At 67.6% G+C, this 16,049-nt stretch carries 12 protein-coding genes; 5 read left to right on the top strand and 7 right to left on the bottom strand.

Annotated elements, in window-relative coordinates; genetic code table 11:
* Window positions 1–2 precede the first annotated feature (2 nt).
* Complete coding sequence (locus tag F6B43_RS03120) at window positions 3–1,946, top strand: glycoside hydrolase family 127 protein (RefSeq protein ID WP_246159765.1); 1,944 nt, start codon at window positions 3–5, stop codon at window positions 1,944–1,946.
* A 47-nt stretch (window positions 1,947–1,993) separates the two neighbouring features.
* The gene (locus F6B43_RS03125) at window positions 1,994–3,724 is read left to right on the top strand and encodes an amylo-alpha-1,6-glucosidase (protein WP_150447436.1); all 1,731 of its coding nucleotides are present in this window, start codon (window positions 1,994–1,996) and stop codon (window positions 3,722–3,724) included.
* A gap of 7 nt (window positions 3,725–3,731) precedes the next feature.
* On the opposite strand, the gene F6B43_RS03130 is transcribed toward F6B43_RS03125, so the two are convergent.
* Together F6B43_RS03130 and F6B43_RS03135 are read right to left on the bottom strand one after the other, a co-directional pair.
* A complete protein-coding gene (locus F6B43_RS03130) occupies window positions 3,732–5,453 on the bottom strand; it encodes an AMP-binding protein (protein ID WP_150447437.1) in 1,722 nt (573 codons plus the stop codon).
* A 122-nt stretch (window positions 5,454–5,575) separates the two neighbouring features.
* Window positions 5,576–6,241: a VOC family protein gene (locus F6B43_RS03135; RefSeq protein WP_150447438.1), complete on the bottom strand. Its 666-nt coding sequence runs from the start codon at window positions 6,239–6,241 to the stop codon at window positions 5,576–5,578.
* 199 nt (window positions 6,242–6,440) lie between these two features.
* On the opposite strand from F6B43_RS03135, the gene F6B43_RS03140 reads away from it, so the two are divergent.
* A complete protein-coding gene (locus F6B43_RS03140; protein WP_211368003.1) occupies window positions 6,441–8,420 on the top strand; it encodes a lamin tail domain-containing protein in 1,980 nt (659 codons plus the stop codon).
* An 87-nt stretch (window positions 8,421–8,507) separates the two neighbouring features.
* The gene (locus F6B43_RS03145; RefSeq protein WP_150447439.1) at window positions 8,508–9,584 is read left to right on the top strand and encodes a DUF916 domain-containing protein; all 1,077 of its coding nucleotides are present in this window, start codon (window positions 8,508–8,510) and stop codon (window positions 9,582–9,584) included.
* 62 nt (window positions 9,585–9,646) lie between these two features.
* Here the strand turns inward: F6B43_RS03145 and F6B43_RS03150 are convergent, their stop codons facing one another.
* Window positions 9,647–11,041, bottom strand: a complete 1,395-nt coding sequence (locus F6B43_RS03150; RefSeq protein WP_246159766.1) for an HNH endonuclease signature motif containing protein — start codon at window positions 11,039–11,041, stop codon at window positions 9,647–9,649.
* Between the two features lie 110 nt (window positions 11,042–11,151).
* Here F6B43_RS03150 and F6B43_RS03155 point away from each other — a divergent pair, with 110 nt between their 5' ends.
* The gene (locus F6B43_RS03155) at window positions 11,152–12,492 is read left to right on the top strand and encodes a flavin monoamine oxidase family protein (protein WP_150447440.1); all 1,341 of its coding nucleotides are present in this window, start codon (window positions 11,152–11,154) and stop codon (window positions 12,490–12,492) included.
* A gap of 24 nt (window positions 12,493–12,516) precedes the next feature.
* On the opposite strand, the gene F6B43_RS03160 is transcribed toward F6B43_RS03155, so the two are convergent.
* From F6B43_RS03160 to F6B43_RS03175, 4 genes are all read right to left on the bottom strand, one after another.
* Window positions 12,517–13,176 carry a class I SAM-dependent methyltransferase gene (locus tag F6B43_RS03160; protein ID WP_150447441.1) on the bottom strand — a complete coding sequence of 220 codons (660 nt, stop codon included), beginning with the start codon at window positions 13,174–13,176 and terminating at the stop codon, window positions 12,517–12,519.
* 31 nt (window positions 13,177–13,207) lie between these two features.
* Window positions 13,208–14,257, bottom strand: coding sequence for an alpha/beta fold hydrolase (locus F6B43_RS03165; RefSeq protein ID WP_150447442.1), 1,050 nt, complete (start codon window positions 14,255–14,257; stop codon window positions 13,208–13,210).
* 37 nt (window positions 14,258–14,294) lie between these two features.
* Window positions 14,295–14,972, bottom strand: coding sequence for a TetR/AcrR family transcriptional regulator (locus F6B43_RS03170; RefSeq protein ID WP_170285540.1), 678 nt, complete (start codon window positions 14,970–14,972; stop codon window positions 14,295–14,297).
* A gap of 161 nt (window positions 14,973–15,133) precedes the next feature.
* A complete protein-coding gene (locus F6B43_RS03175; protein WP_150447444.1) occupies window positions 15,134–15,973 on the bottom strand; it encodes an AfsA-related hotdog domain-containing protein in 840 nt (279 codons plus the stop codon).
* Between the last annotated feature and the right edge of the window lie 76 nt (window positions 15,974–16,049).

Genomic DNA, 16,049 nt, shown 5'->3' on the forward strand with positions numbered 1-16,049 from the left:
CCGTGACGTCTCCCTCCCCCGCCGAACTCGCTCTGGAGCGATCGGCCCCGCTGAAGGCCGTGCCCGTCGATCCCGCGCGCTCGTCACGGCGGGGCGCCGCGATCACCGATATCTCGCTCGACGGCGACAGCTTCTGGGGGCGTCGGCAGACGACGAACGCCGACGCCACGCTCGCCCACTGCCTGGAGTGGATGGAGCGGCTCGGCTGGCTCGAGAACTTCGACCGGATCGCCCGCGGCGAGGTGACGATCGCGAGGGCAGGATGGCAGTTCTCGGATTCCGAGATCTACAAGCTCCTCGAGGCGATGGCGTGGGAGCTGGCCCGTCGTCCGGATGACGTGCTCGCGCGCACCTACGACGATCTCGTAGAACGCGTGGCGGCGGCTCAGGACGACGATGGCTACCTGTCGACCGCCTTCGGACACCCCGGACTCGACGATCGTTACACCGATCTCGCGATGGGACACGAGCTTTACAACATCGGTCACCTGCTGCAGGCCGCGGTAGCCCGGATGCGCACGTCGGGGCCGCACGCATTGGTCGAGGTCGCACGACGGGCGGCGGATCACGTCTGCCGTGAGTTCGGGGCAGACGGGAGGGCAGGCATCTGCGGCCACCCCGAGATCGAGGTCGCACTCGCCGAGTTCGGGCGCGCCCTCGGCGACGACCGTTACGTGGAGCAAGCGCGGCTGTTCATCGACAGGCGCGGTCATGGTTCACTCCCGGTCCGTCCGCTGCTCTCGGCGGAGTACTTCCAGGACGACACCCCGGTTCGTGACGCTGACGCCCTGCGCGGGCACGCGGTTCGGGCGCTCTACCTCTCCGCGGGCGCGGTCGATGTGGCGGTGGACGGTGAGGATCGCGACCTGCTGAATGCGCTGGAGCGCCAGTGGGCACGAACGGTCGAGCGCCGCACGTACCTCACGGGCGGGATGGGCTCGCGGCATCAGGACGAGGGCTTCGGCGACGACTGGGAGCTGCCGGCCGATCGGGCGTACTGCGAGACGTGCGCGGGCGTCGCCTCGGTGATGTTCTCCTGGCGCCTGTTCCTCGCCACGGGCGACGTCGTGTATGCCGATCTCATCGAACGGACGATGTACAACATCGTGGCGACCTCCCCCAGCGTCGACGGGCGCGCCTTCTTCTACGCCAACCCGCTCCAGCAGCGCGAGCCAGGAAGCACCCCCCGCGCCGGAGTCAACACCCGCGCCGAGGGCGGCGTGCGAGCGCCCTGGTTCGAAGTGTCGTGCTGTCCGACGAACATCGCCCGGACCATGGCATCCCTGCCCGCCTACTTCGCGGCGGTGGGTGGCGATGCGCTCGAAGTCCTGCAGTACGCGCCGGGCGAGATCCGGCTCGGCGGTTTCGTTCTGCGGGTCGAAACGCGTTACCCCGACGACGGGCGCATCCGCCTCACCGTCATCGATGCGCCTGAGGGCATGCGTACGCTGCGTCTTCGCGTGCCGGCATGGGCTCGCACAGCTGACGTCGCCGTCTCGGGCTCGGCCGCGACACCCGTGGCGCCGGGATGGGCCGAGGTCACTCGCGCATTCACCTCGGGCGACACGGTCGACCTCGATCTCGACGTGACGGCTCGTTTCACCTGGCCGGATGACCGCATCGACGCCGTCCGCGGTACAGTCGCCGTCGAGAGGGGTCCGCTCGTGCTGTGTGCGGAGTCGACGGATCTGCCGACCGGCGTCCGGCTCGAAGACGTCCGCATCGACGCCTCGGCTGCCCTGACCTCCGACGGCGACGGCGCACGCGTCGCCGCCACCGCGATCGCCCGCGCGGCTTCCGCGCCAAGCGCGGTTCCGTACGGCGCGCGGACGGATGCGGCGCCCGGCCGGTCATTCGACCTCACGCTCATTCCGTACCACCGTTGGGCCGAGCGCGGTCCGTCGATCATGCGCGTGTTCCTGCCCGTCGCCACTGCCGTCAGGTAGATTCCCCACCGCCCTCGCCGGCTCCCGACACCAAGGAAAGGCACCCGTTGCCCACCGAGCCCCTCCCCTCGTTCGATGTGCGCGAGATTCCCTTCAGCCGACGCGGGTCGTGGCTCGATCTCTCTCCGGTCGTCGGGCTGCACCGCACGGCTGACGACATCCACCTGGTCTCGCATGTGACCGGTATGCATGCCGTCCTCGCCCTCGTTCCTCTGCGCGAGGGCGACCGCATCGAATGCACGCTCACCGCCGACCCCACTCTGCTCACGTGGAAAGCCGACGGCCAGGGCACGGCCGAGGCGGTCTTCGAGAGCACGACCGCTTTGCGTCTGCGCGGCCGCGGAATGGATGTGAGGATCACCGATGCCACCCACTCCCTCACGTCGTTCACGGGCTCGTACCTGCTGCGCGATCCCCAGGACGGTTCGTACATCTTCACGTCGTACGAGACGGGTCGTCGCTACCGCGTGACGAGTCTGAGCGGGTCGATCGACGCGATCGGGGATCAGGCGCTCGGCGAGGCGGACCGCTCGTTGACCATCTCCGGGATGGACGGGTGGGAGGTCGTCATCGAGCAGATCGATGCGGCACGGACGCCGTACACGAGCGTCGACGATTTCGAGGCGATCGTCGAACGCGCGGCCACGGACTTCCGCGCGTACGTGGATGCGATCGCGCCGTGGCGGACCAACGCCACCCCGGCCGCCACACTCGCCTGCTACGTGCTCTGGTCGGCGACGGTCGCGCCCGGAGGATTCCTCGGCCGGGAGTCCGTGCTCATGTCGAAGCACTGGATGGACAAGCTCTGGAGCTGGGACCACGCCTTCAACGCGCTCGCGCTCGCGCCCGGTCTGACCGATCTCGCCCTCGACCAGTTCCTCGCTCCGTTCGACCATCAGGACAAGAGCGGCGCCATGCCCGACTCGATCGCACACTCGGAGGTGCTTTACAACTTCGTCAAACCTCCGATTCACGGGTGGGCGCTCGCTCGCCTGCGCGAACGGCTCCCGCGAGACCTCACGCACGGCGAGCTCATCGAGCTGTACGACCGGATATCGAGCTGGACGCGCTTCTGGCTGGATCACCGCCGGGCGCCCGGCCACGCCCTCCCGTACTACCAGCACGGCAACGACAGCGGATGGGATAATTCGACCGCGTTCGATCACGACCGTGTGATCGAGGCCCCGGACCTCGCCGCGTTCCTCGTGATCCAGATCGACGTGCTCGCGCAGCTCTCCGACGAGCTGGACACAGGCGACGGCGACGCATGGCGAGAGGCAGGTCGCGGCATCCGGGATGCCCTGCTCGATGAGCTGCACGACGACGCGGGCTTCTTCGCCGTGGGGGCGCTCTCGGGGCGGATCGGCAAGCGGTCGAGCCTGCTCACCCTGCTCCCGATCCTCGCGTCGCCGCGGCTGCCGGAAGACGTCATCGATCAGCTGGCACGCGGAATCGAGGCTCACCTCACCGAGTGGGGTCTCGCGACACAGCTGCTCGATTCCGCCGAGTATGAGAGCGACGGATACTGGCGCGGCCCCATCTGGGCTCCTGCGACGCTCCTCATCGAGGACGGTCTACGTGCGGCGGGGCGCACCGAACTGGCCGCCCTCGTCAGCGCGCGCTTCCGCGCCCTGTGCGAGCGCTCCGGCTTCGCCGAGAACTTCGACGCGGTGACCGGGGAGGGGCTCCGAGACCGCGCGTACACCTGGACGGCGAGCGTCTACCTCGTACTCGCCGGCAATGCCGCACGCGAAGGTGCTGGGCCCGGACAGGGTTGACCGACCGCTACTCCCGAGCGTCGCCCTCGATCGGTGCGTCGCGGATCTGGTCGTCGCGCCACTCGTCGCCGACCTCCTCGCCGCGAGCGATGCGCTCCTCGCGCTGACGAAGCTCGACGCGCCGGATCTTGCCCGAGATCGTCTTGGGCAGATCGAAGAACTCGATCCGCCGGATCCGCTGGAACGGCGCGAGATGGTTCCGCGCGTACAGCAGGATGTCGTGCGCCGTCTCGGTGGTCGGCTCGACACCTGCAGCCAGCACGACATAGGCCTTCGGCACGGCGAGGCGGATCGCGTCGGGGGCGGGGACGACCGCCGCTTCGACGACGGCCGGGTGCTCCACGAGAACGCTCTCGAGTTCGAACGGACTGATCTTGTAGTCGGATGCCTTGAAGATGTCGTCCGTACGACCGACGTACGTGAGGTAGCCGTCGTCGTCCCGGTACGCGATGTCGCCCGTGTGGAAGTAGCCGCCCGCCGTCGACTCCGCATTGCGGTCCGGATCGGCGACGTAGCCGGTCATGATGTTCGTCGGATGCTGGGAAAGGTCGATGCAGATCTCGCCCTCGGCCGCTTCCTCGCCCGTGAGCGGGTCGATCAGCACGATCGGGCAACCGGGCATCGGGCGCCCCATCGCACCCTCCTTGATCGGCTGACCGGGAGAGTTCGCGATCACCGCCGTCATCTCGGTCTGGCCGTAGCCGTCCCGGATCGTCAGGTCCCAATGGCCCCGCACCTGGGAGATGACTTCGGGGTTCAAGGGCTCGCCCGCCGATACGACTTCCCGGAGGGCACCGGGTCCACCCGACAGGTCCGCCTGGATCAGCATGCGCCATACGGTCGGCGGTGCGCAGAACGACGTGATGCCCTCCGAACGGATGGTCTGGAGCATCCGGTCCGCGTCGAAGCGGCCGTAGTTGTAGACGAAGATCGTGGACTCGGCGATCCACGGCGCGAAGAAGCAGCTCCACGCGTGCTTCGCCCATCCTGGTGAGCTGATGGCGAGATGGATGTCGCCTGGGCGCAGGCCCAGCCAGTACATCGTGGTGAGGTGGCCGACGGGGTAAGACACGTGCGTGTGCTCGACGAGCTTCGGCCGACTCGTCGTCCCCGACGTGAAGTAGTGCAGCAGCGGGTCGTGCGCGAGAGTGCCTGGGTGCGGCATCCGTTCGCTCGTCATCGCGAACGCGTCTGCATAGTCGACCCAATCCTCCGGTCCCTCCCCCACGCGTATGCCCGCGACCTCCACCGACAGGCCCGAGAACTTGTCCGCGTGGTCGCCGGCCGCGATCACGTGCGTCACCGATCCGCGCACGAGACGATCCTCGAGGTCGGCGCCGCCGATCGCCAGGGTCGTCGGCAGGATGACGGCACCGAGCTTGGTGAGCGCGAGCATCGCTTCCCACAGCTCCACCTGGTTGCCCAGCATCAGCAGCACCGCGTCGCCACGCGAGACACCTCGCTCTGCCAGCCAGCGAGCGAGCTGATCAGACCGGGTCACCATCTCAGCGAAGGAGCGCGTGGTGCGACCGCCGTCCTCCTCTAGAACGATGAGCGCGGGCTCGTCGTTCCCGCGCGCGAACGCGTCGAACCAGTCGATCGCCCAGTTGAAGGGGCCGTCGATCTGCGGCCAGGCGAATTCTGCCGTGGCGGCGTCGTAGTCTTCGCGGGTGGCGACCAGGCGGTCGCGCGCATCGCGGAACCTCTCGGCGTTGAGCGAGTGGGTCATCGGCACGTTCCTCGTCGGTGAGTGTGTCGCGGCGGATTCATCGCGACATCCCATCATCGCAACACCAGCCCCCTCATCGGGGATGAATGCGTCCACGAAGACGAGCGCCTCGGCATCGCCGCTCAGCCACCATCCGGCCATGCCGCGATATCGACGCCGTGGTTGTCCGGCGAGGCGAGGCTCCACCACGCTGGCACGTTCGAGCTCGGCGCGAGTCGACCTCCGGCAGCCAGTGCTGCGTCGACCCGGTCATGAGCGAGGCCTGCGGGAATCGACACGTCGATATGCGTGCGACCGCGGCCGTTCACGCCGGACTCGAGGCGGTGGAACCAGAGCGGTGGATTGCGGCGGAGGGGGTCGATCGCCTCGCCGTCCATCACAAGCCGATAGCCGAGGGCAGTGACCCAGAAGTCCTGCACGTCGACATCCGCGCCCTGAGCGATCGCGAGCTGCATCGACTGGATGCGCGAGATGTCGGCCGTGAGACCGAGCCCCGCGGCCGATCGCGAGATGCGCTGCGCGAGTTCGACACCCGCGCGCGTCATCTTCACTTCGATGTCGTGCCGGATGACGACCGAGACGCCCTCCGGTCGGAGGTCGATATCCGGCGCCACCCCCGTCTCCGCCGACGCATCGACCGCCGCCTCGACGAGCCGCAGCCCGGTGGCAAGGTCAGGGCACGGATAGTGCGTCTGCGGTCCTGCGAATGTCACCCGCCAGTCATCGACGCCGGGCGATGCGCGGAAGTCTGCGCTCGTGATGTGCTCGGAGTCGTCGTCCTCAGGCATGGTCCGCTCCTCGATGCGGCGCGAGTAGGTGTGCGCCACACGTTAGCCACCGCATCCGACATCCGGTAGACGTCCGGCACCCGACGTTCGGTTCGAAGACACCTGCTGTTTGCCTGATCGAACCTTCCGTTTCGCCCGGACCCGAAAGCGTGGGACAGCCCGATCACGCGACACCTACACGGACTGGACCTTCCCCGACATGAGAAGACAACGACGGCCGATCCTGGCCGCCCTCACCGCAGCGGCACTGACGACATCGTTCGCCGCGGTCGTCACGCCCCTCACGCTCAGCGCCGCGTCCGCAGACACGCTGCCGACCCTCGTGGTCAACGAGGTCGACGCGAGCGGCGTCCCCGCGGACTGGATCGAGATCAAGAACACGGGAACGGCTCCCGTGGACGCCTCGGGATACATCCTGAAGGACGACAAGAACACGAGCCGTTTCGACATTCCCGCCGGCACCGTGATCGCCGCGGGCGGCTACGCGACATTCGACGTGGGTTCGGTGTTCGGGCTCGGAAAGGGCGGCGACGCCGCGCGCCTCTTCCTGCCGGACAACACCACGCTGATCGACGGCTATACCTGGCCGAGCGACTCGGTCTACCCCGCCACCTGGGGTCGCTGCGACGATGGCACCGGCGCGTTCGTCGTCAACACGACGCCCTCGAAGGGTGCCGCGAACGTCTGCGGAACGACGACCCCGACCGACCCGACGGATCCGACCGACCCGGCACCGACGGATCCCGTCACGTCGCCCTGGCCCGGCGGCTCCACCGTTGTCGACGCGAACGTGCCGAACTTCGCTCCGTTCTCGTCGAACCTCAGCGGCCTGAGCTACGAGCTCGGCACCGCCGGCGCCGCCGACACGCTCTGGGCCGTTCGGAACGGCCCCGGCGCACTGTTCGCACTGCAGAAGTCGGGCACGACGTGGGTTCCGGCATCCGGCTGGGAGACGGGCAAAGCCCTGCGCTACCCGAACGGCACCGGCGACGTCGATGCCGAAGGCGTCGTCCAGACCGACCACGGCCTGTTCGTGTCCTCCGAGCGCAACAACAGCGCCAACAGCGTCAGTCGGCCGGCAGTGCTGCGCTACGACTCGACCACCGGCACAGAACTGACCGCATCCATCGAGTGGAACCTCGCTCCAGCCCTGCCCACCGTGGGCGCCAACCTGGGCCTGGAGGGCATCACGTTCGTTCCCGACTCGTACCTCGTGGGCAAGGGCTTCCGCGACAACGCCACGGGCGCTACGTATGACCCGGCCACCTACGCAGGTCACGGCAGCGGTCTCTACTTCGTCGGCCTCGAGGGAACCGGGTCGGTCTACGCCTTCGCTCTCGACCAGACCGACGGCTCGAAGTTCACGCTCGTGGCCACGATCGCCACCGGATTCCCCAACGGCGTCATGGAGGTCCAGTACGACGCCGAGAAGGCGGCGGTCTGGGCGGTCTGCGATGACACGTGCGGCGGAAAGTTCGCTCTGTTCGACATCGGCACGGATGGAAACTTCGCCAAGACGATCACGTACGACCGGCCCGCCGGTCTGCTGGACTCCAACAACGAGGGCTTCACCACCGCTCCGCAGGCGCTGTGCGTCGACGGGACCAAGCCGGTCTTCTGGGCCGACGACAACAACCTCAACGGCATCGCGCTGCGAGAGGGCACGATCGACTGCACTCCCCTCGGCTCGGGTCCGGACAGCCAGTCGCAGCAGCTGCAGGTCGTGGTTCCCCTCTCCGGTCCGGGTGAGTTCATCTGGAGCATCGACGGTACGAACGGCGTCGTCGACCTCGGCACCGCCGTCAACAGCGGCGACCACTTCACCGCGACCGGCTCCATCAACCCGATCAAGGTCACAGACACTCGCGTCACCGCGCCTTCCTGGTCGATCTCGGGCCAGGTGGGTGCGTTCACCTCGGGAGTCACCACCTTCTCGGGTGCCAACCTCGGCTGGACGCCGTCGATCATCGCGCCCGGCGCGGGCGCGGTGGCCGGTGCGCCGGTAGCGCCGGCCTTCGACGGTGGACCGGGCCTGGCGGGTTCGGCGACGCTCGGATCGGCTCCGGCCGGTCACGCGAAGGGCTCGGCAAAGCTCGGCGCCGGCCTCGAGCTGAAGATCCCGATCGACGTCACCGATGGAACCTACACGGCGACCCTGACGCTCACCGGCCTCAGCTGATCGACGTCACCCCCGGGTCGGGGTGGGCGCTCCCGCGCCCGCCCCGACCTTCTCGCACTCCCCCGCACTGCTTTCGAAGGACCACCCTTGCTCCGCCGCATCCGTCTCGCCGCCGTCATCGCGGCATCCCTCGCGCTCGTCGGTCTGACGGGTGTCTCGCCCGCACTCGCGGCGACAACGCCTGGTCCCGACGACGTGACCTGGGGCGTACGGACGGGCGACACCGCCCAGAGCGCGGGCAGACAGAACTATGACATCACCGTCGACCCCGGCGGCCGTATCGATGACGCGATCATCATCTCGAACTACAACGACAGCCCACTCGAGCTCGACCTTTACGCCGCCGATGGATTCACGAACACAAGCGGAGAGCTCGATGCCGCACCCCTGGCCCAGACGCCGAAGGGGGTCGGCGTCTGGGTGACGTTCGCCGCGTCGCACGTGAGTGTGCCCGCGGGGCAGGCGCTCTCGGTTCCCTTCTCGGTGGCGGTTCCGGCGGACGTCACTCCCGGCGACTACGGCGGTGCCGTGCTCACCGTGCTCACGCGCACGGCGACGACGACGGGCATCACGGTCGACCGGAGGCTCGGTATCCGGATGCACGTGCGCGTCACCGGTGACCTCGCTCCTGCGCTGTCGATCGAGGGTCTGCAGGTCGAGTACTCGGGCAGCCTCAACCCCTTCGCGATGGGAGCCGCGACCATCACGTACACTCTCCGCAACACGGGCAACGTGCGACTTTCTGCGGAGCAGTCGATCGTCTTGACGGGTCCGTTCGGGCTGTTCAACGCGCCGTCGCCGGCGCTGGCATCCGCCCCCGAGGTGCTGCCCGGCGAGAGCTGGCAGGTCACGCAGCAGGTCGAGGGTGTGGTTCCCGCGTTCGCTCTGTTCACGACGGCGACGATCACCCCCCGGATGGCGCCCGAGCTGCTCACCGCCGGAGAGTCACCCGAATTGGCGGACGTGCGCGTTCAGGCGGTCTCGCCGGCAGTCCCGTGGTCGCTCCTCGTGCTGGTGGCGGTGATCGCCGCGATCGCTGTGCTTGCCATCTGGTTCGGGCGTCGCAGGCGCACTGCCTCACGTGCGGCCGAAGCAGCGCGCGTGCAGGCCGCAGTGGATGCGGCCCTCGCGACCGAACGCGAGGGAACGCGCACGCCGGCGTGACGCACGCCGGATGCCGGGACCAGAACTCGTTCGTTACTTCCCCGCGGAGGCGATCGTGTACCTCAGAACGGTGGAGGCGATCCATCGTCTCGGAAGACCGGCACTCTTCGATCCGGCACTCTTCGATCCGGCGTTGCCCGCACCGGCTCTCGCCAGTCCGGCGTTCCCCGTTCTGGCTCTCGCCAGTCGGGCACCCGCCGCTCCGCTACTCGCCAGTCGGGCACTCGCCGCTCCGGGTCTGTGCGATACCGCCGTCCTGCCGGCGAGACCCACAAGAGACCCCCACCGGACTCAGCGACCTGCTCCACACGCCATCGCCCGTGATGCTTGACGGTGTGATGCCCTTTGCACAGCGGCGCCAGATTGCCGAGGGAGGTCGTCCCACCGTCCTGCCAGGCGAGGGTGTGATCGATCTCGCAGCGCGACGCCGGGATGTTGCATCCGGGCGCCATGCACGTCTCGGCCCGCCATTTCAAGAGTCGGCGCAGCGACGCCGGCGGTGAATAGCAGTCACGCCCGACCGAGAGCACGACTCCGGTCTCGGGGTGTGTGAGCACCCGCATCCAGTCCGTTGCCCCGCCGCAGAGTTCACGCGCACGCTCGATCGGAATCGGACCGACGCCCTCCACCGTCGCGACTCCGTCCGGGGTGGCCGCGAACTCATCGTCGAGTAGGGCGAGCACCGGCACGGTCACCGCGACCGTGGCGCGGATGCCGTGAACACCCGGCACCAGCGAAGAGGTCTCGCCGTCGATCAGCAGGTCGGAGAGCACGTCGGCCCGCAACTGATCGAGCGTGCGCTCCTCGCCCTCGACGACCGCCAGGACTTTCGCGGTGGCCGTCGCCCGCGCGAACGCGGCATATGCCTCGACGGCGGGCATCCGCAGCAGAAGATCGGCCATCCCGTCGGCGACCGGCTGCACGCTCACACGTCGAGTCCGCAGGGCCTCCTCAGCGCGCTCGGAAAGCGTCGACGCCTGCGCCGAGTCGACGAGCTTCCGCAAGAGGCGTCGAAACGTGCCGACCGGCTGTGCCTCTGCCAACGCCACCGCCCGAGGGGCCAATTCGTCGCGAAGCGCGGGATCGACACCGTCCAACATCTCCACAAGAAGAGACGCATGGCGCGCGGTGATCCGCGCTCCGGCGAGCGAATCCAGAGCAGCGGGGTAACGGTTCACGAGAGCATCGGCCTGGGCGATCAGCCCACCGGCCGCTGCCTCGGTGATCGACAACGCCGCCGCGAGCTCGAGCCGGACGGATCTCTCGATCACCTCATTCAACGCGTAGCCGTGTCTCGTCGCATCAGCGAGCGCTTCGCGACGCATCACCTCGACCCGTTGCAGTTGTTGAGCCGTCATGATCGAGATCATCGACGCCGCCTCGACGACGAGATCGAGCGCGTCCGGCACGGGCGGGACCGTCCACTCATCGGGCGTTGCCCTCACGTCGATCTCCATGTTTCGAGATTAGAACATACCTCCGACACGACACCTCGACGGGACGAACTGCTCGCGCGCTCACGTCCGCCCCGATACCTTCGAGGGAGTTGCCGAGAGAGGGACACCCCATGAACGAGTTCGACACGATCGTGATCGGTGCGGGAATCGCCGGTGTCACGGCTGCGAAGCTTCTCACGCGCGCCGGCCGGCGGGTCGTCGTCCTCGAGGCTCGCGACCGCATCGGGGGGCGGATGCACACCGATCGCACCGACGGTCTCGTCACAGATCTCGGCGCGTCCTGGATCCATGGCATCAACGACTCGCCCGTCGCCGCCGCGGCCGCGGCCTTCGGGATGCCGATGGTGGAGTTCACCGTCGGCGGATATCAGCCCGACAGCCGCCCTCTGGTCTATTTCGGCCCGGAGGGCGAACGACTGACGGATGCCGAATCCCAGCGCTTCGCCGACGATATCCACTCCCTCGACGCGACCCTCAAGGATGTGATCGCCGAGTCGGCCGAGGATGCCTCGTACCAGGACGTCACCGAAATCGCGCTGGCAGCCCAGGGCTGGGACGATGAACGCGTCGAGCGGGTGCGCGAATACCTGCAGCATCGCACCGAGGAGCAGTACGGCGCATGGATCGGCGATCTGGGCGCGCACGGCCTCGACGACGACACCGTCGACGGTGACGAGGTCGTGTTCCCCGACGGGTACGCCCGCCTACCGGAGCACATCGCGGAAGGCCTCGACGTACGTCTGACGACCGTTGTGACGCGCGTGTCGTGGTCTCCGGACGGCGTTATCATCGACACCGACCGCGGACAGTTCTCCACAGACACCGCCGTGGTGACTGTGCCGGTGGGCGTCTTGACAGCGGCGGACTTCGTCATCGATCCGCCGCTGCCCCCGGCGATCGGCGCGGCCCTTTCACGCCTTCCGATGAACGCATTCGAGAAGATCATCCTGCGCTTCCCCACGAAGTGGTGGGACGACGGGTTCTACGGCATCCGCCAGCAGGGTCCGGAGAGTCGGTGGTGGCACTCCTGGTACGACCTCACGAAGCTCCACGGCACGCCGACGCTGCTCACCTTCGCCGCAGGCGAGGCGGCTAGGCAGATCCGCTCGTGGCCGGACGAGCAGATCGTGGACGCCGTGCTCGCGCAGCTCCGACGGCTGTACGGCGAGAGCGTCGAGGAGCCGACCAGCGTCCGCATCACCCACTGGCAGGACGATCCGTTCTCGCACGGCGCCTATGCCTACATGGCGGTCGGATCGAAGACCGCTGACCACGATGACCTCGCTGAGCCCGTCGGCGGGGTGCTGCACCTGGCCGGTGAGGCCACCTGGACCGATGACCCCGCGACCGTGCCCGGTGCGATGCTCTCGGGGCATCGGGCCGCCGAGCGGGTGCTGGGACACAGCGTTCCGATCGAGGATGTCTGGGCCGATGCGGGTCACGCGGTCTGACATCCACCGCGCGGCGCCGGCGCTCTATGCCGTCGCCACCCCCGCGATCTGCGTATTGAACGTCATGAACGGACTGTGGATGCGGTAGCGCTCGATCTCGACCGTCGCGAACCCCGCCGACCGGATCGAGCTCTCGAGGTCGCGCTCGCACGAGCATCCCTCGAACGTCCACGCCCACGGCCGCCGAAAGATGCGCTGCATCGTGCGGGTCGGGGTGCGCTGCGCGGCGACCACGTGCTCCACGAAGCGAAACGTCCCACCGGGGCGGAGCACGCGACGGATCTCGGCGAGCACTGCGGACGGGTCGAGAACCGAGCACAGCACGAGAGACGAGATGACGGCGTCGACGCTCTGGTCGAGCAGCCCGGTCTCTTCCGCCATGCGCTCGCGGAGATTGAGATGCACCCCGTGTCGTCGCGCCGCATCCCGCAGCGGCTGGTGCATGAATCTGTTGGGCTCGACCGCGATGAGGGTTGAACCCGGCGCGAGGTGGCGCAGGTTCGCGCCCGTGCCCGCACCGATCTCGACGACCTCGTCGGGAAGGTCGGCGAAGACCCGCCGCTTGTGCGGGCCGAGCGACTTCTCCAGGTAGGGGTTCATCGTACGGAAGAACGCGGCATTGAATCTCCCGCGCAGCGCGTGCTGTTCGAACAGGGCCGTCGGGGTGGTTTTCGAATCGATCATCACTCCACGATGCGCGGTTCACGACGAGCGGTCAGGCGTGGAAATACCTCACTTCAGCCCCCGAGTCGCCGGCGTGCGTCGCGTACCACGCGGCGATCTGGGTTCGCGAATGGAATCCCAGACGCATCCGGATCCGCTCGACATGCCCCTCGGCCGACCGCTCCTCGATCCCCAGCCGGGCCGCGATCTCGCGGTTCGTGAGGCCCGCACCGACGAGCGCGGCGACCTCGGTCTGACGTGGCGTGAGGATGCGGCCCCCGCGTCGCGCCGCTCTCAACCCGAGGAAGCGCCGGATCACAGCGACGACCGCCTGCGCATCGCCCGCGTAGGGCAGGTGCGACCGGCCTGGGAGGACGACGAGGCGAGAATCATGGATTCCGGATGCCAGCACCTCCGCCTGTTCGACGGGGGCGGCGCGGTCGTGCTCCCGGTGCACCACGAGTGTCGGCGCCTGCACCTCGCGCAGGAATGCAGTGACATCGAGTTCGTAGCTCAGCGCGAGGAGCGCACGGGCGGTCGTCGCGGACGAGCTCGCCCGCTGGTAGCGCCCGGTCTCCTTCCGCGTGGCCGCGTCGGAGTCCGGTGCGAAGATGTCGGTCAGCACGTCGGACCCGAGCCCCCAGTGCGACTCGACCAGCCCGAGGATATGGTCGCGCACGTCCGGCTCGGCGATCCGCGACCCGTCCGCCCACCCGCCGTACAGCACGAGCCGTCGCACACGGTCGGGGTTCAGCGCCGCCCACGCGACCGCGACAGGGGCCCCCAATGACACGCCGATCATGTCGAATTGCTCCGTGCCGAGAACCTCGGCGATTGCGGTGAGCTGGGCGAGTTCGCCCTCCATCGACGGAGGTCGATCGGACGCCTCGCTCAGACCGCACCCCGCGCGGTCGTACCGGATGAGCCGGCACCCCTCGGCGAGGCTTTCGTAGAAAGCCCGCTCCGCGGGCTGCTCCCACCCGAGCTGAAGGTGACTGAGCCACCCGCTGACGTAGAGCACCGGACGAGTGCCCGAGCCGATCGTCGCGTAGGCGAGCTCGGTGCCGTCGGCGGTGTCGACGCTCGCGATCCGCTGCTGCACGTGCTCATTATCGGCCGCCGAAGCCCCGCGCGCGCCGTCAGAGGAGATGCGCGGTCGCGAGGTGACGCTCGGTGGCTTGCTCGATGTTCAGTGGTTGAGGTGCGGGGCGGCCGAGAAACAAGTCGTGCGCACGCTCTTTCCAGGTGTCGGGTGTGACAGCTGCGGCGTCCAAGAAGAGCTCCCACATCGTCAAGATGCGTCGGGGCAACCCCGCGAGATCGTGGAGCAGCGTGGAAAGGAGATAGTGACCGGTGAAGCTTCCGACGATGAACTCTGCGGCGTTGTGGGTGTTCAGGTCACGGTCGATGACGTTCTCGTTTCGGCCCACGTCGAGGAGGTGCGTGTTGAACGCAACCCACTCGGTGAAAGGCTGCAATGGCGGCCGGCTGAGAGCGAGAACCTCGCTGGTGAGGCGGGCTCCAGCGCGGACGAGCGGATCCTCCAGAATGTCGTAGGTGAAATCCGCCGAAACCCGCAGAAGCGTCTCGATCAGGGAGTGGCCCTCGTCCACGATCTTGGTTGCTTTACGTTGCGAGTACGCGTTCTGCGATTCGATGACCGCGTGCGCGATGTCTTCCTTGTTGTCGAAGTAGAAGTAGAACGCTCCGGTGGTGACTCCGGCGCGCGCAGCGATGTCGACCAGCCCTGCTTTGTCGAAGGTCGACTCGTTGACAACTTCAGCGGCGGCGATGATGATCCGCTGCCGCGTTCGCACTGCTCGTCCTTGCGTGGGCTCCTTCACACTGTTCGCCTGTCCGTCGCGCGCATCGGCTCGCCACCTTCCCATAACTGATCCGCTTGATAGTAATACAATTTACGGTATCTACCGTAGCGGGTTGGTTCGGCCTCCGATCCTCCTTTGCTGAGCGCACGTACTCACGAGGGTGGGTTGTCCCCCGACACTTGTTCGGGGGCCATCTCCGGGGTGTCACAACGGGTGAACGCGCGAACGATAAGTCGATCGTCTTGATGCAGCTCCCACACGTCATCGCCTCCCCGCCTCTGCGGCGGGGCAAGATACACGGGTGAGTTGCGCTCGGCAAAGTGCAGAAACTCCACTTCCACGGAAGTCGGCCGACCCGAAGAATGAGCTTCGGCCGCCGCGAGGATTGCCTCGATCAACGCCATAGACACGACATGATCTCCGGGGCGGTTGAATAGGAACGGGTCGGAGTCATCCCAACCCACCACCCTTCCGGGAGAGCCGTCGTCATTACTCTGTGTATCCGCAACGAGGTGAGCATGAGGTGCGACGAGTGCATGGCGCCGTAATGCCTGATAGCGATCCGGCGCCAACGAATACGCCTCAATCGTCCCCGTGGCGATGACTCGCCCCGCGCTAGCAAGCTCCGCTGTGAACTGAAGATAGCAAGGTTCACCGCCACGACGCTCCACGCCAACTTCGCCAGTGACTTCGAATGCGAACGCCGAATTCGAGGCGACGTGGGGCGGACCCGCCCGCCAAACCATCTCGACTCGGGACGTGACCAGATGCCAGCCGAACGGCATCCCCGCTGCCTCATGCGCCATCAGAAACCCGGCTTGGCGAAAGATCTCGAGTACCAAGATGCCCGGCAAGCGTCCACCGGAACGCAGCATTCGACTATGCCCAGACGAGATCACACCTGACGCGCTCACGCGATCGCCCGCAACCACCGCATCAACAAGAAAGACCTCGTCGTCTCGTGTGCGGTGGACCGCCCGCTGGTCAATCAATCGGCACCCGCACGCCTCAGTCTTAAATGGTCAGCCAAACGCAACTAGCTCGAGCGCAACGGACACGGTTCGACCC

The organism is Microbacterium rhizomatis (genome assembly GCF_008710745.1).
Lineage (GTDB): Bacteria > Actinomycetota > Actinomycetes > Actinomycetales > Microbacteriaceae > Microbacterium > Microbacterium rhizomatis.